13 protein-coding genes and 1 pseudogene are annotated in these 19,294 nt (G+C 74.1%); 9 read left to right on the top strand and 5 right to left on the bottom strand.

Translation table 11 applies throughout. From position 1 onward, the window contains the following. Positions 1-201 precede the first annotated feature (201 nt). The 8 genes and pseudogenes from LPA42_RS18490 (at position 202) to LPA42_RS18455 (ending at position 11,540) form a co-directional block, all read left to right on the top strand. Positions 202-1,632 (top strand): glycoside hydrolase family 43 protein, encoded by a 1,431-nt coding sequence (locus LPA42_RS18490; RefSeq protein ID WP_077937292.1) that lies wholly within the window; start codon positions 202-204, stop codon positions 1,630-1,632. Positions 1,633-1,672: 40 nt separating this feature from the next. Beyond that, positions 1,673-3,487, top strand: a complete 1,815-nt coding sequence (locus LPA42_RS18485; RefSeq protein WP_077937293.1) for a family 43 glycosylhydrolase — start codon at positions 1,673-1,675, stop codon at positions 3,485-3,487. A 156-nt stretch (positions 3,488-3,643) separates the two neighbouring features. Further along, the gene (locus LPA42_RS34510; RefSeq protein WP_077937294.1) at positions 3,644-4,840 is read left to right on the top strand and encodes a sensor histidine kinase; all 1,197 of its coding nucleotides are present in this window, start codon (positions 3,644-3,646) and stop codon (positions 4,838-4,840) included. Continuing rightward, positions 4,837-5,514, top strand: a complete 678-nt coding sequence (locus tag LPA42_RS18475; RefSeq protein ID WP_077937295.1) for a response regulator transcription factor — start codon at positions 4,837-4,839, stop codon at positions 5,512-5,514. The genes LPA42_RS34510 and LPA42_RS18475 overlap by 4 nt, the downstream gene beginning before the upstream one ends. 162 nt (positions 5,515-5,676) lie before the next feature. Beyond that, complete coding sequence (locus tag LPA42_RS18470) at positions 5,677-8,907, top strand: efflux RND transporter permease subunit (RefSeq protein WP_077937296.1); 3,231 nt, start codon at positions 5,677-5,679, stop codon at positions 8,905-8,907. Positions 8,908-9,070: 163 nt separating this feature from the next. Further along, a pseudogene (locus LPA42_RS18465) lies at positions 9,071-9,463 on the top strand (FAD-dependent monooxygenase); the annotation flags it as partial. Between the two features lie 151 nt (positions 9,464-9,614). Next, positions 9,615-10,487: a helix-turn-helix domain-containing protein gene (locus LPA42_RS18460; RefSeq protein WP_077937297.1), complete on the top strand. Its 873-nt coding sequence runs from the start codon at positions 9,615-9,617 to the stop codon at positions 10,485-10,487. Positions 10,488-10,592: 105 nt separating this feature from the next. Beyond that, entirely contained in the window at positions 10,593-11,540 is a 948-nt protein-coding gene (locus LPA42_RS18455) for a hypothetical protein (protein WP_077937298.1), read from the top strand. Between the two features lie 61 nt (positions 11,541-11,601). Here LPA42_RS18455 and LPA42_RS18450 read toward each other — a convergent pair whose 3' ends face one another. After that, positions 11,602-12,456 carry an SMP-30/gluconolactonase/LRE family protein gene (locus tag LPA42_RS18450; RefSeq protein WP_077937299.1) on the bottom strand — a complete coding sequence of 285 codons (855 nt, stop codon included), beginning with the start codon at positions 12,454-12,456 and terminating at the stop codon, positions 11,602-11,604. Positions 12,457-12,559: 103 nt separating this feature from the next. After that, positions 12,560-13,039 carry a GNAT family N-acetyltransferase gene (locus LPA42_RS18445; protein ID WP_077937300.1) on the bottom strand — a complete coding sequence of 160 codons (480 nt, stop codon included), beginning with the start codon at positions 13,037-13,039 and terminating at the stop codon, positions 12,560-12,562. Positions 13,040-13,413: 374 nt separating this feature from the next. On the opposite strand from LPA42_RS18445, the gene LPA42_RS18440 reads away from it, so the two are divergent. Further along, positions 13,414-14,904, top strand: coding sequence for an endo-1,4-beta-xylanase (locus LPA42_RS18440; RefSeq protein WP_228986715.1), 1,491 nt, complete (start codon positions 13,414-13,416; stop codon positions 14,902-14,904). 82 nt (positions 14,905-14,986) lie between these two features. Here LPA42_RS18440 and LPA42_RS18435 read toward each other — a convergent pair whose 3' ends face one another. The 3 genes from LPA42_RS18435 to LPA42_RS18425 form a co-directional block, all read right to left on the bottom strand. Next, complete coding sequence (locus tag LPA42_RS18435) at positions 14,987-16,192, bottom strand: S8 family serine peptidase (RefSeq protein ID WP_198956521.1); 1,206 nt, start codon at positions 16,190-16,192, stop codon at positions 14,987-14,989. Further along, a complete protein-coding gene (locus LPA42_RS18430; RefSeq protein ID WP_077937304.1) occupies positions 16,189-17,649 on the bottom strand; it encodes a S8 family serine peptidase in 1,461 nt (486 codons plus the stop codon). Before LPA42_RS18430 ends, LPA42_RS18435 begins: the two co-directional genes overlap by 4 nt. Before the next feature lie 70 nt (positions 17,650-17,719). Then, on the bottom strand, positions 17,720-19,099 hold the full coding sequence (locus LPA42_RS18425; RefSeq protein WP_228986714.1) for a hypothetical protein: 1,380 nt from the start codon (positions 19,097-19,099) through the stop codon (positions 17,720-17,722). Positions 19,100-19,294: the final 195 nt, after the last annotated feature.

Here is a 19,294-nt window from a genome sequence, read left to right as displayed (position 1 = left end):
CGGAGGGGTCGAAACCCTGCTGAGAACGTTCACATTCCGTGCGCCGGGCTGCCCTTCCGGCGCTGGTGCGGTGGGTCGGCGCGGGGGCGCCACGCCGACAGGCCTGCACGTTGCCCCCGTCCGGTCGCACCCATCCCGCCGCCCCCGTCGAATCCGCTGGCCCGTCGAGCCGCGGAAACCCGTCCCGAGAGGAGATGCCTGATGCCCGACAAGGCTGTCGCGCGACGATCGAGAAGACGATCGAGGTCACTACGCGCCGCGGTGCTGACGGTGGTGACCACGCTGCTGGCCGCCCTCGCCGCGGTGATCCTCGCCCCCGCGCCCGCGATGGCCGCCGACTCCGCCTACGTGATGGCGTACTTCAAGGAGTCCGTCAGCGGTGCCGGCAACGTCAACAGCGTGCACCTGGCGGTCAGCTCCGACGCGTTGGAGTGGACGCCGCTCAACAACAACGAGGCGATCCTGACGCCGACGGCCGGCACCCGGGGGATCCGCGACCCGTTTCTGTTCCGGCTCAACGACGGCACCTGGGTGCTGGCGGCCACCGACATCCCGGTCGGCGGCAACTTCTGGGCCCCGAACCCGAACATCCACATCTGGACCTCGCCCGACCTGGTGAACTGGTCGGCGGACCGCCTGCTCAACATCAACTGGCCGAACCCGGGCTCGTTCACCTGGGCCCCGTCGATCTACTGGGACGCGTCCCGCAACCAGTACGCGATCACCTACTCGACCGTCCCGGCCGGCTACACCTATTCGGTGATCATGGTCGTGTACACGAGCAACTTCACCAACGTCACCTCGCCCGTCGTCCTCTTCGACGGCGGCCCGAGCGGTGTCATCGACTCGCACGTCGTCACCGGCGTCAACGGCATGAACTACCTCTACTACAAGAGCAACTCGCCCTCCACCCTGTACGGCGCCCGGTCGACGTCGCTCAACCCGGGCAGCTTCGTCCGCTACACCAACGGCACCGGCGGCGGCTGCATCGAGGCGCCCACGGTGGTCAAGTCGCTGACCTCGTCGACGTGGTGGCTGTGGGGCGACACGTTCTGCCCGAACAGCGTGTTCCTCGCCTGGCAGGGCGACATCGTCGCGGGCACCTGGACGGCGGTCAACCAGCGCAACTACACGCCCCCGCTCAACGCCAAGCACAACTCGATCCACCCGATCAGCGCCACCGACCGCACGAACCTGCTCAACCGTTACGGCGGCACCACCCAGTGGAACCGCATCAAGTCCTGGACCAACCCCGGGTCGTACGTCCGCCACGCCAACGGCGTCGGCCGCGTCGACGCGATGCCGTTCGACCCGTACCAGGATTCGCAGTGGCGGCTCGTGCCGGGGCTCGCGGACCCGGCCGGGGTGTCGTTCGAGTCGGTGAACCAGCCCGGACGGTACCTGCGGCACTCCAACTACAGCATGGTGCTCGCGGCCAACGACAACAGCGCGATCTTCCGCGCCGACGCGACCTTCTACCGGGTCGCCGGCCTGGCCAACTCGGGCTGGTCGTCGTTCCGCTCCTACAACTTCCCCACCAGGTACCTGCGGCAGCAGAGCAACCAGCTCTATATCCACGAGATCACCACCGCCACGGAGCGGGAGAACGCGACCTTCCGGGTCGGCTACTGACCGCGTCGCCGGCCCCGCACACCACCACCAGGAGATGACGATGACAGTCGCAAGCCCGCCCGCGACCAGGGCCCGGATCAGACGCGCCGGCGCCTGGCTCGTGAGCCTGTTCCTGATCGCGACGCTGCTGCCGGGGAGCCCGGCCCACGCCGACAACCCGATCGTGCAGACGATCTATACGGCGGATCCTGCGCCGTTGGTGCACAACGGTCGGGTGTATCTGTACACCGGGCATGACGAGGACGGGTCGACGTACTTCACGATGAAGGACTGGCGGGTGTTCTCGTCGGCCGACATGGTGAACTGGACTGATCATGGTTCGCCGATGAGTCTGGCGACGTTCGCGTGGGCGGAGTCGGATGCGTGGGCGGGTCACGTGGCGGCGCGTAACGGGAAGTTCTACTGGTATGTGCCGGTGAAGCAGCGTGGTGGCGGGATGGTGATCGGTGTCGGGGTGGCCGACAGTCCGACCGGTCCGTTCCGCGACGCGATCGGTCGTCCGTTGCTGGGTAATGGTGAGATCGATCCGAACGTGATGATCGACGACGACGGGCAGGCGTACCTGTACTGGGGTAACCCGAACCTGTGGTACGTGAAGCTGAACCAGGACATGATCTCCTACTCGGGCAGCCCGACGAAGATCCCGTTGACCACGGCCGGGTTCGGCACGCGTAACGGCAACGCGAGTCGTCCGACGTTGTATGAGGAGGCGCCGTGGGTGTACAAGCGCAACGGTGTCTACTACAACATCTTCGCGGCGGAGTGTTGTGGTGAGTTCATCGCGTATTCGACGGCGCCGGGTCCGACGGGGCCGTGGACGTACCGGGGGACGGTGATGCCGCGGCAGGGCAGCAGTTTCACCAATCATCCGGGGATCGTGGACTTCAACGGCGGGTCGTATTTCTTCTACCACAATGGCGCGTTGCCGGGTGGTGGTGGTTTCACCAGGTCGGTGGCGGTGGAGAAGTTCTCCTACAACAGTGACGGCACGATCCCGAGCATGAACATGACCACGACGGGGGCCCCGCAGGTGGGCACGCTGAACCCGTACGTGCGGCAGGAGGCCGAGACCATCGCCTGGTCCGTCGGCGTCGAGACGCAACCCGCCAGCGGCGGCACGCAGAACGTGTGGTCGATCAACAACGGCGACTACATCAAGGTCAAGGGCGTCGCGTTCGGCACCGGGGCGGCCTCGTTCACCGCCCGGACCGCGTCGGCGACCAGCGGCGGCACGATCGAGGTGCGGCTGGACAGCACCACCGGGCCCCTCGTCGGGACCTGCCGGGTCGCGGGCACCGGGGGCTGGCAGACCTGGGCCAACACGTCGTGCGCGGTGACCGGCGCGACCGGCACCCGCGACCTCTACCTGCGATTCACCGGCGGCAGCGGCGACCTGTTCAACCTCGACTGGTGGCAGTTCACCGCCGGCACCGGCACCACCACGTCCTACCGCGTCACCAACCGCAACAGCGGACAGGTCATCGACGTGCAGTCGCCCAACCTGAACGACCTGGCCGTCATCGGCCAGTGGACCAGCAACGGCAACGCCTGGCAGCAGTGGCGGTTCAACGACGCCGGCAACGGCAACGTCACCCTCCAGAGCGTCAACAGCGGGAAGTGCGCCGACGTGCTCGACTTCTCGACCGCGGACGGCGCGCGGGTTGTCCAGTACACCTGCCACGGTGGGGCCAACCAGGTCTTCACCTGGCGGTCGACCGGCGACGGCTACTACCAGCTGGTCAACCTCAACAGCAACAAGTGCCTCAACGTGGTCGGCGGCTCGACCACCCCGGGCGCGGCCCTGGAGCAGCGCACCTGCGGCTCCGCGACCAGCATGCAGTGGTCCCGCGCCTGACGGCCTGGGACCCGCCCCCGGTGGGGTCGGCGCTGATCTTCCGCGCCGGCCCTGCCGGGGCACCCCGCGCCCGCCGTCCGCTACCACGGCTGCGGTAGGTGGGCGTACCACGCTCGGCAGACGCTGGTGGGCGGGCCGCCCGGTAATGTGATCTTCATGGACGAACCGGGCGCTCACCAGTCGCCGGCCTGGTGGCGGACGCACCCGGGCGCACGCGACGCGCTGCTCGGCGCGGCCGTCGCGGCGCTGATCCTCGTCATGACGCTCGTCGGCCGGCCGGGGGAGACCGAGGGCCGCCCGTTGGCCTGGCCCGACGCGTTGGCCGCCGGGGCGGCCTTCACGCTGGTGCTGGTGCGCCGCCGGTGGCCGCTGCCCGTCCTCGCCGTCTCGGCCCTGCTCGCCGCCGGCGCCGTCGCCGCCGGCGGGCAACCCCCGGCCTTCCTCGTGGTGACCGCCGTCGCCGCCTACACCGTCGCGGCGCACACCAACCGACCCACGGCCTGGCTCTCCGGCGGGGGCGCGGCGGTCGTCGTGTACGGCGCGGCCGTCGCCTGGACCGGCGAGGGCTGGCTCGGCCCGCCGCTGGGCGTGGCCGCCTGGATCGGCATGGCCACCGCGATCGGCGACGCCGCTCGCATCCGCCGCGCGTACGTGTCCGCCGTCGAGGAGCGGGCCCGCCGCGCGGAACGGACCCGCGAGGAGGAAGCCCGCCGTCGGGTCGCCGAGGAGCGGGTGCGGATCGCCCGTGACCTCCACGACGTCGTCGCGCACCACATCGCCGTCATCAACGTGCACGCCGGGCTGGCCGAACACAGCGTGCACACCCGGCCCGACCAGGCGGCGGCCTCGGTGGCACACGTGCGACAGGCGGCCAGGACCGTGCTCGACGAACTGACCACCATCCTCGCCCTGCTGCGGCAGAACGGCGACGCCGACGCGCCCACCGAACCGGTGCGCGGCCTGGCGCAGCTCGGGGAGCTGCTGGACTCCGTCGCCGCCGCCGGCCTGCGGGTCGAGCACCAGCAGGTCGGCCCGGCGCGGCCGCTGCCCGCCGCGATCGACCAGGCCGCCTACCGGATAGTGCAGGAGGCGCTCACCAACGCGCACAAGCACGGCACCGGTGACGCGGCCGGCCTGCGGGTCGAATACCGCCCCGACGACCTTGTCATCGACGTCGACAACCCGACCGGCTCCGGCCACCAGCGGTCGGACCCCACCGGCCACGGCCTGATCGGCATGCGCGAACGCGCCGTCGCCGTCGGCGGCAGCCTCGCCGCCGGGCCCGCCGGCGCCGGCCGGTTCCACGTCCGCGCCGTGCTGCCCAGCACGGCACGCCCCGGAGGCACCCCGTGACCATTCGCGTGCTCCTCGCCGACGACCAGGCCCTGATCCGCACCGGCCTGCGCGGCATCATCGAATCCGTGCCCGACCTCGAGGTCGTCGCGGAGGCGGCCAGCGGCCGCGAGGCGGTCCGGCTGGCCCGCGCGGCGCGCGCCGACGTGGTGGTCATGGACATCCGCATGCCGGAGGTCGACGGCCTCCAGGCCACGCAGCTCATCACCGCCGACGAGGACCTGGCCGGGGTGCGGGTGCTCATCCTGACCACGTTCGAGCTCGACGAGTACGTCCTGGGAGCGCTGCGGGCCGGGGCGAGCGGGTTCCTCGGCAAGGGGGCCACCCCCACCGAACTGATCGAGGCGATCCGGACCGTCGCCAGCGGCGACGCGCTGCTGTCCGGGAAGGCCACCCGGGCGCTGATCGCCCGGTTCCTCACCAGCGGCGACCCCGCCCCGCCGCCGGACACCACCGTGCTCGACGTGCTCACCGACCGGGAGCGGGAGGTCCTCGCCCTGGTCGCCCTCGGCCTGTCCAACGACGACATCGCCACCCGGCTGCACCTCGCGCCCTCCACCGCGAAGACGCACGTCAACCGCGCCATGACCAAGCTCGGCGCACGGGACCGGGCGCAGCTGGTCGTGGTCGCCTACCAGAGCGGGTTGGTCAGGCCCGGGGACGCCACCCCGTAGGGGACGCGCCCTCCCACGGCGGTACGACGGTGGGTCGGAATACCACATTTGTGGTAGTGGACCGACCGCAGCTGGACGATGCCAACGGGACCCCTCCGCCCGGAGACTTTCGCCAGGCGCCCTGCGCGCCACCGAATCGTCTAGCCGCGAGCGAGGTCGCTGGTGTTGTTCCTGTCCCGGGTCAGTCTCGCGAACCGGAGGCTGGTGGCGCTGCTCACCGTCCTCCTCGTCGCCCTGGGGATCTATGCGATCCCGTCGCTCAAGCAGCAGCTGCTGCCCGATCTGTCCTTCCCGGCCGTGACCGTGGTCGCCAGCTACCCCGGCGCCGCGCCCGAAGTCGTCGAAGAGCAGGTCACCGGCCCGATCGAGAAGGCCGTCGAGGGCATCGACGGGGTCGAGAGCACGACCTCGACCTCGCAGCAGGGCTCGGTGCAGGTGATGGTCTCGTTCTCCTTCGACAGCGACATCGACCAGGCCTCTACGGACGTCGAGCAGGCCGTCTCCAAGATCTCCTCCGCGCTGCCGGCCGGCGTCGACCCGCAGGTGCTCACCGGCAGCACCGCGGACCTGCCGACGATGGTCCTGGCCGCCACCTCCGGCGGTGACCAGCACGCGCTCGCCGCGGCCCTCGACGAGAAGGTCGTGCCGGCGCTGCGGGCGGTCGACGGCGTCAACGACGTCGCGATCTCGGGCGTACGCGACCAGATCGTGACCGTCACGCCGGACACCGCCGCCCTGAGCAAGGCCGGGTTGAGCACGCAGTCGATCGTCACCGCGCTGGGCGCCCTCGGTGGCACCTCGTCGGCCGGGCAGATCACCTCCGACGGGCGCAACCTCAGCCTGGCCGTCGGCCAGCCGGTCACGTCGTTGAGCCAGCTCCAGAACATGTGGCTGTCGCCGGCCGCGTCCGCCGGCAGCCCGGCCGCCGCCGGCCGCCCCGCGGCCGGACCGGGCGGCCCCGCCGCGCCCGCGCCGGCGGCCGCGGCCCCGTCCGGTGCCGGTTCGGGCAAGCCCGTGCAGCTCAAGCAGGTCGCGACCGTGGCGCTCACGGATGCCCCCGTCACGTCGATCACCCGCACCGACGGCAAGCCCAGCCTCGGCATCTCCCTCACCATGGACCACGGCGGCAGCAGCCCGGAGATCTCCGACGACGTTCGAGACCAGCTGCCGGAGCTGCAGGCCGCGCTCGGCGACGACGCCCGGCTCGTCGTCGTCTCCGACTCCGGGCCCGGGGTCAAGAAGGCGGTGAACGGCCTCGTCGAGGAGGGCGCCCTGGGCCTGCTGATGGCGATCCTCGTCATCGTGGTGTTCCTGCGCTCGGCCCGCGCCACCGTGGTCACCGCGGTGTCCATCCCGCTGTCGTTGCTCGTCGCGCTCATCGCGGTGTGGTTGCGCGACTACTCGCTGAACATCCTCACCCTCGGCGCCCTGACCATCGCCGTCGGCCGCGTCGTGGACGACTCGATCGTGGTCCTGGAGAACATCAAGCGCCATCTCGGCTACGGCGAGGACCGGCGCTCGGCGGTCCTGTCCGCCGTCCGTGAGGTCGCCAGCGCCGTCACCTCGTCCACGCTCACCACCGTGGCGGTGTTCCTGCCGATCGCGCTGGTCGGCGGGTTCGTGGGCGTGCTGTTCGGCTCCTTCGCGATCACCGTCTCCGCCGCGATGCTCGCCTCGCTGCTGGTGTCGCTCACCGTCGTCCCGGTCCTGGCCTACTGGTTCCTGAAGGCGCCCGCGGACGCCGCCGGCGTGCCGGCCGACGAGTATCGCGCCCGGGTGGAGGAACGCGAGCGGCAGGGCCTGCTGCCGCGCGTCTACCTGCCGGTCATCCGCTGGGCGGTCGGCCACCGCAAGACCGTGCTCGCCGGGGCGGTGGCCCTGCTGGCCGCCACGGTCGTGATGGCCGGGGGCCTGAAGACCACCTTCCTCGGCGACTCCGGCGAGGACTCGATCGGGGTCACCCAGACCCTGCCGGCCGGCACCGACCTGGCGACGACCGACGCCGCGGCGAAGAAGGTCGAGGGCGTCCTCGCCTCGGTCGACGGCGTGGAGTCGTACCAGGTGGTGATCGGGTCGTCCGGCGGGTTCTTCGGCTCGCGTACCGCCAACAACGTCTCGTACACCCTCAACCTGGCCGACGGCGCGGACAGCGCGACGGTCAGCGACGCGGTGCGCGACAGGATCGCGGACATCACCGACGCGGGCGAGCTGAAGCTCGGCGGCGGGGGCGGCCCCGGCGGCGGCGGGCCCGGCGGCGACAGCACCATCTCGGTGTCGATCCAGGCCGACGACGACCAGGCCCTGAGCCAGGCCACCCGGCAGGTGCAGGAGGCCCTGACCGGCGTCTCGCAGGTCACCGACGTGGAGAGCGACCTCAGCGAGAGCGCGCCACAGATCAGCATCGTGCCCGACGGCGAGGCCGCAGCCCGCTCCGGGCTGACCACCGGCGCGATCGTCTCGGCGCTGCGGCAGTCCGTCGAGGGGACCACGGTCACCCAGGTCACGCTCGACGGCGCCCCGCGCGACGTGCTCGTGCGGACGGCCGACACCGGGCCGGACAGCCTCGCCAAGGTCAAGGCGCTCGTGCTGCCCGCCGGCACCGGCACGGTACGCCTGGACCAGGTCGCCACCGTCAGCCGCATCGACGGGCCGGTGCAGCGCACCCACGTCGACGGCGAGCGGACGAACACCGTCACCGCGACCCCGGTCGGCGACAACACGGGTGCGGCCAGCAGCGCCGTCACCGACAAGCTCGAGACCCTCACCCTGCCGGCCGGGGCGAGCTACGAGATCGGCGGCGTCACCGCCGACCAGAGCGAGGCGTTCTCGCAGCTCATCCTGGCCATGGTCGCCGCGATCGCCCTGGTGTTCCTGATCCTGGTGGGCGTGTTCCGCAGCATCCGCCAGACGCTGATCCTGCTGGTGTCGATCCCGTTCGCGTTCGTCGGCGCGTTCGCCCTGCTGCTGGTCACCGGCACGCCGCTGGGCGTCGCCGCGCTGATCGGCATCCTGATGCTGATCGGCATCGTCGTCACCAACGCCATCGTGCTGATGGACCTGGTCAACCAGTACCGCGAGCGGGGCATGAGCGTCGCCGAGGCGGTCGTGGAGGGCGCCCAGCGCCGGCTGCGCCCGATCCTGATGACGGCCCTGGCGACCATCTTCGCCCTCCTGCCGATGGCGCTGGGCATCACCGGTGAGGGCGGGTTCATCTCCACCCCGCTGGCCGTCGTCGTCATCGGCGGCCTCGTCACCTCCACCCTGCTCACCCTGGTCCTGATCCCGGTCCTCTACACGATGGTCGAGGGCCGCCGGGAACGCCGCCAGGCCCGCCGGAGCAGCCCCGCGCCGCAGCCCGAGACCGTGGCCGAGGAACCGGTCCCGGTCGCCTGACGAGCCTGGCGACCGCCCCCGGCCGACACTCGGATCGCGCGTGCCGGCCGGGGGCGGTCGGCCGGGCAGTCCCACGTCGGTCGGCCGGGGGACCGGTGCCGGTCCTCGGCCGGCCGCGAGCCGCCGCCGTCGGTAAGCTCCCCATGATGAGGCGGGCGGCACGGTGACCGTGGCCCCGGTCGTCACCGTCGGCGCGGGTCCCACCGGGCTCACCGCCGCGACGCTGCTCGCCCAGCACGGCGTGGAGTGCCTGGTGCTCGACCGGTGGGCGGAGATCTATCCGCTGCCCCGCGCGGTCGCCCTCGACGACGAGGTGCACCGCATCCTCGCCCGCCTGGGCCTGCGGGAGGAGTTCGCGGCCATCTCCAGGCCACACCGGGGCCTGCGCCTGGTCGACCGGAGCCTGCGGGTGCTGGCCGAGTTCCCCCGCGACGTGACACCGGGCCGGCACGGCTACCCGCAGGGGAGCCTGTTCGACCAGCCGGAGCTGGAGGCGATCCTGCGCGCCAACCTCGACCGGCACGGCAGCGCCACCCTGCGCGGCGACACCGAGGTCACCGCGCTGGTCGACCTCGGCCACTGGGAGGGCGTGCACCAGCACCGGCGGTGTCTTCGGTGCCGGTGTCGGTGTCGAGGGGCGGGAAGCCCGGGTGCCTCACCCTGGCAAGGTGTGGCTGACGCCTGCGGCCTGCCGAATACTTCCTGTCGTGGACGCGAAACGACAGCTCGGGGAGTTCCTCCAGGCCCGCCGCTCACAGTTGCGGCCGGAGGACGTCGACCTGACCACCTACGGCGGCCGGCGCCGGGTGAGCGGTCTGCGCCGGGAGGAACTGGCCCTGCTCGCCGGGGTCAGCCCGTCCTACTACGCGCGGCTGGAGCAGGGGCAGTCGTCTAACGCGTCGGCGGAGGTCCTGGACGCGATCGCCACGGCGTTGCGCCTCGACGACGCCGAGCGGCGGCATCTGCACGTCCTGGCCGGCGGCGCTGTCCGCCGCCGGGCCACCGGACGGCGGTCGGCGCCGGAGACGGTCAGCGCGGCGGTGCGCCAGCTCATGGCGGCGCTGGGCGAGGTGCCCGCGATGGTCCTGGGACGGCGCGGCGACGTCCTCGCCTGGAACCGCACCGGGAACGCGCTGTTCGCCGGTCACGTCGACTTCGCCGCCCCGCAGCGCGCGGAGAGCCGTCCCAACATGCCCCTCCTGGTCTTCCTCGACCCGCACGTCCGCGAGCTGTACGCGGACTGGCCGGCGAAGGCCCGCGCCGTGGTGGGCACGCTGCGGCTGGCCGCCGGCGAACATCCCGACGACGCGGCGCTGGCGACGCTGATCGGGCAGCTGTCGCTGGGCAGCCCCCAGTTCGCCGCCCTGTGGGCCGACCACCGGGTGAAATCCGGTGCCGAGCCGGTGTACGAGATGCGGCATCCGCTGGTGGGCGCCATCAGCGTCACCCAGCAGAGCCTGCGCACCGAGCGTGGCCAGCAGGTCGTGCTGGCCACCACCGAGGTCGGCTCGCCGTCACACGCGGCCATGATGCTGCTCACGCACAGCACCGCCACCGCCCGGGTGACCGCCGCGAGCTGACCACCGGCTCCGAGAAGAACCCGCCCCAGAAGTACGCGCCGTGCGCGGCGCGGCGATCCCGCGTGCCCGAAACCGGGTCCGCGGCCGAACGAAGACAGGACAGAGATGCGCAGAAGGAACTTCGCCGCCGTGGCCGCGGGACTCGCCGCCGCGACGCTACTGACCACCGGCACCGGACCGGCCGCCCTCGCCGGGCCGCCCGCCTCCGCCCGGATCTTCCGGCACTTCGACTTCGCGCAGGGTCAGCTGCCGGAGAACATCGCCCTCGCGCCGGACGGCACCGCGTACGTCACGTTCGCCGCTGCCCGTCAGGTCGCCTCGATCGACCGGGACGGCACCGTCCGGGTCCTGGCCACGCTGGCGGCCCCCGCCGACGGCGGTATCCACACGCCCGCCCTCGGTTTCGCCCTGACCACGGGCATCGTGCGGCAGCCGGACGGCACGATCTACTTCCTGTACGCCAGCGGCGACGCGGCGACGACGGGCCTGTACCGGCTGCCGCGTGGCGGCGTCCCGTGCCGTGTCGCCGCGCTGCCCGCTGCCGGCCTGCCCAACGGCTTGGCCCTCGACGAGCGCACCGGGACGTTCTACGTCACCGACTCGGTGCTCGGCACCATCTCGGCGGTGCAGCCGGGCGGGCGTGCCGTCGTGTGGTCGTCGGCGCCGGAGCTGGCCGCGACGGGGTTCCTCGGCGTCAACGGGATCAAGGCCCGCGACGGCGCGGTCTGGGCCGGCAACCACGACCGGGGCACCTTGCTGAGGATCCCGGTACGCCACGGCGAGCCCGGGCCGGTCGAGGTGCGGGCGAGCGGCCTGAGCAGCATCGACGACTTCGCCTTCGCCGGGAGCGACGTGATCGCCGCCCTCGTCGGTGCCAACCGGGTGGTCCGGGTCGACGCCGCCGGCCGGTCGACGACCCTGCTGACCGCCGCCGACGGCCTGCAGAACCCGACCGCGGTCGCCGTGCGCGCGAACACCGCGTACGTCACCAGCGCCGCCTACCTGACGGCCGCCGACCCGAACCTGATCGTCGCCACCCTGCCGCGCCGCTGACCGTTCCCCTCCGGCGGGCGGGCGTCGACGAGAACGCCGTCGAGGGCGGCATCGCGGGTGCTCAGCCGGCGAAGGGATGGGCCGGGAAGCCCGGCACCTCGGGGCGGAACCGGAACAGCGCGCCCGCCGGGGAGCGGTCGTCGGCCGGCAGGCCCAGGCGGGACGACGTGACGTAGAGGTCCGCGTGGTCGGGACCGCCGAACGCGCACGACGTGGGGCGCCGGACCGGCAGCTCCACGACGGCGGTGCGGCGGCCGTCCGGCGCGTACCGGTGGACGGCGCCCCCGTCCCACAGCGCCACCCAGGCCCCGCCCTCGCTGTCGAGGCAGAGCCCGTCGGGGGTGCCCACCGCCGGCGGCACGTCCACCGCCGGCCGCCGGTCGCGCAGTTCCCCGGTCGCCAGGTCGAAGGCGAAGACGTCCAACCGTTGGGTGGCCGAGTCGACGTACCAGGCGGCGTCGCCCTCCCGGGTCCAGGCCAGCCCGTTGGAGACGGTGAGCCCGGTGAGCACCGTCTCGACCGCGCCGTCGGCGTCGAGCCGGTGCAACGCGGCCCGCCCCGGTGCCGCGTCGTACGCCATCGAGCCGCAGTAGAAGCGCCCGAGGGGGTCGCAGGCCCCGTCGTTCATCCGGATCGACGGGTCCGGCCAGACCTCGGGCAACAGCTCCACCGAGTCGTCCCCCAACAGCGCGAAGCCCCGCTCGACGGCGACGACCAGCCCACCGGCGGATCGCGGGCGCAGGGCCGCGACCACCGGGGCGACGTGCCGGCGGGCGACGACCCCGGTGGCCGGGTCCAGCGCCAGGATGTCCCCGGCCAGCATGTCGACCCACCGCAGCCGCTGGTCGGCCGGGCACCACACCGGCCCTTCCCCGTGCCCGGCGAGGGGCGGGGTGACCTGCTCGACGTCGACCATCCGACACTCCTCAGTCGATCCGCGCTCCGGTCACGCCGAGCGGCGGCAGGGGCTGGCCGCCCAGGCCCGGGCGGTGGCGTGCCGGCGTCGGGATCGCCCCGGGTCAGTCCAGGTCGCGATAGTAGTAGAACATCGGCTCGGGTGCCCCGGGCTCGACGTTGGTGAAGCCGTGCGCCTCGTAGAAGCGGCGGGCGTCGACGTCCGCGCCGTCGACGTTGATCTCCAGCGAGCCGGCGCCGCGTTCGCCGGCCAGCCGGCAGGCGGCCTCCAGCAGGGCGTGTCCGTACCGCCGTCCGCGCGTCTCGGGGCGCACGTACAACTCGTCGAGGGTGGCCACCGGGCCGGCGTACCAGAGGCTGGGCCGGAAGGAGAGCACGGCCACCCCGACGGCCGGGTCGCCGCCGAGCAGGACCAGGAAGTGCTCACCGGCGAGGAGCCGCCGCAGCCGGGCGGCGAGCACCCGTGGCCCCGGCGTGGGGGTGTCGAACTCGCGATTGAAGGCGTCCAGCATCTCGGCAACCAGGTCGGCGTCGGACACCGTCGCCGGCCGGACCGGGCGCTCGTGCTCGGGCTCTGTCCCCATCCGGCGTAGCCTTCCGATCGCCGCGGCGGCGAGCAACGCATTATCCCGGCGCGACCGGGCGGCGGGCCGCGGCGCACCAGGGGGCCGGGATTCCGAATGTTTCGGTACCGGCCGCGTGGCCGAGGGGCGGCGGCCGGGCGGCGCACTCCCGCCCGAGTCTGCGGCACCGGTGGTCCCGCTCGCCTGCCTGCGCCGACGTGCTGTCGGCGGCCCGTCGGGCACCCGGCGAGGTTTCCGAAACATTTCCGGAAGTTGTTGACACTGTCGCTGGCCGGTATCGATACTGACCCTCCGATAAGGATGCATGAACTTCGATTATTGGTGGCGTGCCTCAAGGAGGGCCTGTGAACGGCAGCCTGAGACGGCGGAAGAGAATGACGAGAGCCGCCCTGCCGGCGGCGGTGTTGTTGCTGGTGAGCGGCGCGGTGGCGGTCCAGTCCACCGCCCCCGCCGCCGCAGCCGAGACCACGCTGCGGGCCGCGGCGGCCAAGGCGGGGCTGTTCTTCGGCGTCGCCGCCTCACCCAACCGGCTCTACCCGATCGTCGGTCAGGAATTCAACCAACTGACCCCCGAGAACGACATGAAGCCGGACCGGATCGCCACGTCGAGCGGCGGGCTGCAGAACACCGGCGGCGCGGACACCCTGGTCAACCACGCCCAGAGCAACAACATGCTGGTCCGGGGGCACACGCTGGTGTGGCACTCGCAGGCCGGCGCGCTGCAGGGCGCCAGCCAGGCGACGCTGAACACCTTCATCGGCAACGCCATCAACCGCTGGGGCAGCAAGATCGCCTACTGGGACGTCGTCAACGAGGCCCTGGAGGACAACAACACCGGCCGGCGCCGCAACCAGTGGCCGCACACCATGAACCGGGACGCCAACGGCGACGGTGACTACTTCGACGCCGGCGACACCGACGTCATCCGGGACTCGTTCATCCGGGCCAAGCAGGTCGTGCAGGCCGGCGGGTACTCGACCAAGCTCTGCATCAACGACTACGACGTCGAGGGCCTGACGGTCCAGGGTGGTGGCCCGAACCGCAAGGCCAACGCCCTGTACGACATCGTCCGCACCTACCGGCAGTACATCGACTGCGTCGGGTTCCAGTCGCACTTCAACGACAACCCGAACAGCATCATCACCAACGACCTCCAGGCCAACATCCAGCGCTTCGCCGACCTCGGCGTCGAGGTGCACCTCTCCGAGGTGGACATCGACGACGACCTGAGCAACAACGACATCGGCGCGGGCCAGGCGGAGAACTACCGCAAGGTCGTGCGGGCCTGCCTGAACGTCTCCAAGTGCACCGGCATCACCGTCTGGGGCATCTCCGACAGCGAGTCGTGGCGCTCCTCCGAGCGGGGCCTGCTGTTCACCGGCGGCAACGGCAGCTACCAGAAGAAGGCCGCCTACCACGCGGTCCTCGACGAGCTGAACAAGGGACGCACCACCACCCCGCCGACGACCACGCCGCCCCCCACGACGCCGCCGCCGACGACGCCCCCGCCGACCACCCCGCCGCCGACCACGCCCCCGCCCACCACGCCGCCGCCGACCACCCCGCCGCCGGCCACCGGCTGCTCGGCCACGGTCTCGCTGAACTCCTGGACCGGGGGCTTCGTCGCCACCGTGCGGGTCACCGCCGGCACCTCGCCGATCAGGGGGTGGACCGTCGCGCTCACCCTGCCGGCCGGGACGGCGGTCACCAACGCCTGGAGCGCCACCGCCAGCGGCTCCAGCGGCACCGTGCAGTTCAGCAACGTCAGCTACAACGGCGCGGTGAACGCCGGCCAGTACACCGAGTTCGGCTTCCAGGGCACCGGGAGCGCCACCGGCCTGACCCCGGTGTGCACCGCCTCCTGAGCACCACCCGTCCCGGGCGGGCGCACCGCGTCCACCCGGGACGGACGACACGATGATCCGGCCACCGGCCGGCCACGGGAACTCACCCGGGGCCGGCCGGTGGACGTTGGGCGGGCCGGGGGCCACGGGCGCCCCGCCGGCCGAGCGCGGCGGCGGCGACGAGCACGGTCACCACGAGCGCGCCGAGGAGGGTGAGGCCGGCCACGCGTACCGCCCGGGACGGGCCGGGGCGGACGGGCACGGCGACCGGGCCGGCGGCGACCGGCACCGGCGGGCCGGCCTGGCGGGGGTCGAGGGCGGCGACAGCGGCGTACGCGTCGAGGACGCCGGCCCCGCCTGGGCCCTCGCGCCCGCCGCCCGGCGCGGGCAGCGCGGTCCGTTCGAGGCGGGCGCGGACCTCGGCCTGGGACAGGCCGGGATGGTAGGAGCGGACCAGGGCGGCCACCCCGGCCACGTAGGCCGCCGCCACGGCCGCCCCGCCGACGGTGTAGTGGCCAGAGCCGCGCGGGGCGATCCCGAGGCCGGCGCCCGGGGCGGCGAGGTCGACACCGGCGTCGGCCCCCACCGGGCCGGGGACCCCGTCGACGCCGACCGCGTTCACCGCCAACACCGTCGGATACCCGGCGGGATAGCCGACCGGAGGGTCCGCGCCGTCGCCCCGCCCCTGGCCGTTGACGGCGGCGACGACCAGGGCGTCCCGGTCGGCGGCGGCCTGCACGGCGCGGGCCAGCTCGCCGCTGTCGGTGGTGACCCCGGTGGCGACGAGGATCACGTCCGCCCCGGCGGCGGTGGCGAGCCGGATGCCGGCGGCGAGGCGGGCGGGGCTGATCCGACGGTTCGCGTCGGTGACCCGGACCGGCAGGATCTCGGCGTCCGGGGCGAGGCCGGTGGGGCCGGCGTCGCCCGTCGGACGGGCCGCGACGATGCCGGCCAACGCCGTACCCCGGCCGGCGCAGTCGCTGTCCGCCCGGCCGCCGGTGACGTCGGCACCCGCGCGCACCGAGCCGGCCAGGGCGGGCGCGGCGGCGCTCACGCCGGTGTCCACGACGGCGACCACCACCCCCGCGCCCCGGGTCAGCGGCCAGGCGGCCTGCGGGGCGAGGCGGCGCAGCGCCCACGGGGTCTCCCGCGCCGTCACCGGGGACGGCCCGACGCAGGTGCCCGTCGCGTGGGGCAGCGGCGGCGGCTGGTCGGCCTCGGCGGCCCGGGCCGGCGGGGCGGCGAGAACCGCGACGGCGATCAGCGTCCCGACGGCACCCGCGCGGGCCCGGCGGGCCGGAGCGCTCACGGCAGCGGCGCCGGTTCCGGCGTCGCCCCGGGTCGGGCGGGCGTGGCGGGGTCCGGCGTCTGCCGGGCGAATCGACGGGCCCGCCAGGCGAGCGCCCCCACCGCGGCCAGCAGGAGGAGACCGAGGCCGGTGAGCGCCAGCGGGTGGGGGCCGCCAGCCCCGGCGGGAGCCGGTGCTGCCGACCCGGCCGGGTCCGGGCCGACCGCCGCCATCGGGTCGATCATGCCCCAGCCGTTCTCGGGGCTCGGGCTCGACCGGCCCCCCGGGTCGGCGGTGGCCTTGATCCGGCTGGCCACCTGGGCGGCATCCGACTCGGGCAGCGCGGCGCGCACCAGGGCGACGGTGCCGGCGACGTAGGCGACGGCGTACTCGGTGCCGCTGCGCGGACGCGTCCCGGTGGCACCGACGCCGAGCGTCGGCACGTCGAGGCCGGGCGCGGTGACGTCGACCCCGCCGGCCGGGTACGCCGCGACGGGCCGCAGGTCGGGGCCGACCCCGCCGACCCGGAGCAGCCCGTCCTGCGCCTGCGCGGCGGTGCCGTCGGCGGTGGCGGCGGGGGCGACCACCACCACGTCGTGCGCCACGGCGGAGCGCACGGCCCGCGCCACGGCGGGATCGGTGAGCTTCGCGTGCCCGCCCAGGGCGATGACGCGCGCGCCGGCCGAGACGGCGACCTCGATACCGAGGGCGGTCCGTTCCGGTTCGGGGTCGACGGTGGCGGAGACGATCCGGACCGGCAGGATGCGCGCCCCGGGGGCGACGCCCACCACCGGCCGGCCCGGACCGGTGCCGGTGTCCGCCGCGATCACGCTCGCCATCGCGGTGCCGGTGCCCAGGCAGTCGGTGTCGGCGCGGGCCTTGCCGGTGGTGAGGTCGGCACCGGGGGCGACCCGGCCGGCCAGGGCGGGCAGGCCGCCGTCGACACCGGAGTCCACCACCGCCACCAGCGTCCCGGCCCCCCTGCTGCGCGGCCAGGCCCGCGAGGGGGAGAGCGCCGCGTCGGCCCAGTCGGACCCGGTGCCGGCGGAGGCGGCGACGACGCAGGTCGAGGCACCCGCCGTGGACCGGGCCGGCGAGCCGTTCGGGGCACCCGCCGGCAGCAGGCCGTAGCGGACCCCGTCGCCGACGGCGTCCCAGGGCAGCACCAGGACCCAGCCCGCGGCCAGCCGCTGCCCGACGGCGGTGAGGGTCCGGCCGTCCGGCTGCCGACGTCCCTCGTTGAGCCGGTAGATCTCGTCGGCCCGGTCGGGATCGGCCAGGAACCGGGTGGCGAGGCCGGTCAGGTCCTCCGCCGTGCCCCGGGGCCCGGCGGTCACCGCGTAGTACTTCACGTACGCCGGGGGCGGTGCCGCCGCGACCGGGGTGACGGGGGCGACGACCAGTGCGCCGGCCGCCACGAGACAGCCCAGCGCGCGCGCCCACGAGAACCCTGCCCAGGACACCAGCACCCGGATCATCCACCGCCTCCTCACCGCGGACGGGCGCCGGCCGGCGGGGCGCCTCGGGCCGACAACGGTCCGCCGCCGGTCACGGTTCACCGCCGGCGGCGAAAAGTTCGCCGACGGGCCCGCCGCCGGGGCGGCCGGGGGAGCCGTCGACCTCGCCGGCGGCGGCGTCGCGGGTCGTCACCGACCAGCGGGCCCGCAGCGCCCGGCCGACGACGACCGGCACCAGGCGGTGCCCGGTCAGGGCGGCGACCTGGCGGGCGAAGGCCAGCTCGGGGCCGGACAGGCCGCCGCTGAGCACCACCCCGACCCCCTCGGGCAGGCCCGCCTCGTCGGTGGGGAAGTCCGGCCGGTGTACGCAACCGTCGGGCAGGTCGGCGCCGAACAGGTCGCCGACGACGGTGACCGTGTGCCCGGCGGCGTGCACCTGCTCGGCCAGCTCCCGGGCATGCCGGCTGACGGCGCCGGGCGGGCCGGTCACGGTGAACACGTCCGGGACGCCGGCCAGGTCGACCCAGAGCGCCCAGCCCTGCCGGTCGCCCAGCCGCACCGGGAGTCGCATCGCCGGCCGGGTGCGCTCCGGGGCGTACCAGGCGTAGCGGGTCTGCCCGGCGCCCGGGGCCGCGCCGCTGACCCGGACCGTCAGGGTGCCGGCGGCCGAGGTCACCTCGGTGCGCAGGTCGCCGTCCGTGGCCGGCGGGGGTTCCGTCGTGGTGGGTCGGGGCGCCGCCGGTAGCTGGGCCAGGTCGGTGACCTCCGCCGTGGGCGGCTCGGCCGTGTCGGCGTCGTCCGCCGTGGGCGGCTCGGCCGCGTCGGCGTCGTCCGCCGCCGGGGCCGCGGTGAGCGCGAGCCGGGGCGGGCGGGCGGTCAGGGCGTCGGGGCGGCGGACCCGTCGGCGTGCCCGGGTGGCCCGGCGTGCCCGGGTGGCGAGGAGCAGGGCCGCGAAGAGCAGGGCGACGGCGGCGATTCCGGTGCCCCCGGCGAGGCGGCCAGGCCGGCGCGGCGGGGCCGGGTCCGGTCGTGCCGGGGTGGCCGTGGCGGCGACGGTCGGGACCGCGCCGGTGCGCACGCCCGGCCCCCGGGCGTCGGCCGGCAGCTCCAACACCCAGCCGGGACGCAGCTCGGCGGGGTCGGTCAGGCGTCCGCCGTCGGGCTGGGGCCGGTCCCGGTTCAGGTCGAAGATCTCCCGGTACCGGTCGCCGCTGCCGAGGGTGCGCGCCGCGATCTGGTAGAGGTACTCCCGCTGACCGGCCACCGGTGGGCCCACCACGTAGTACCTCCCGCTCGCCGCCGCGCCGGGAGACGGCGCGGCCCCGGCCGGGGCGGGTGGCGGCACGAGCGCGGCCAGGAGCGCCACCGCCGCGACGAGGGCGCCGCGCCGCAGGGGGCGCCGGTCGGCACCGCGCCGGGTGGCTGGGTCCTCCGGTGGCCGGCTGCCGCCGGCAGCGGTCGGGAAAAGCACGCGCACCTTCCTCCATCCGGGCCGAGCGGAGCCCGTCGTGGGCCTGCGGGCCTACAACGGCGGCGGCCGGCGATCCGTTCAGCGCGGCCCGCCGCGAACCGCCTGCCGGTTTGCCGAATCGCAATCGGGGCGGCATCGGGCGTCCCGGTTGGACGCCGTAGCCTGGGCGGGATCGCGATCATCGCCTGGGAGGTA

It is taken from the genome of Micromonospora sp. DH13 (assembly GCF_020873825.1).
GTDB classification, from domain to species: domain Bacteria; phylum Actinomycetota; class Actinomycetes; order Mycobacteriales; family Micromonosporaceae; genus Micromonospora; species Micromonospora haikouensis.
The sequence above is the reverse complement of the archived record's forward strand: the minus strand, read 5'-3'. Positions and strand labels throughout refer to the sequence as shown.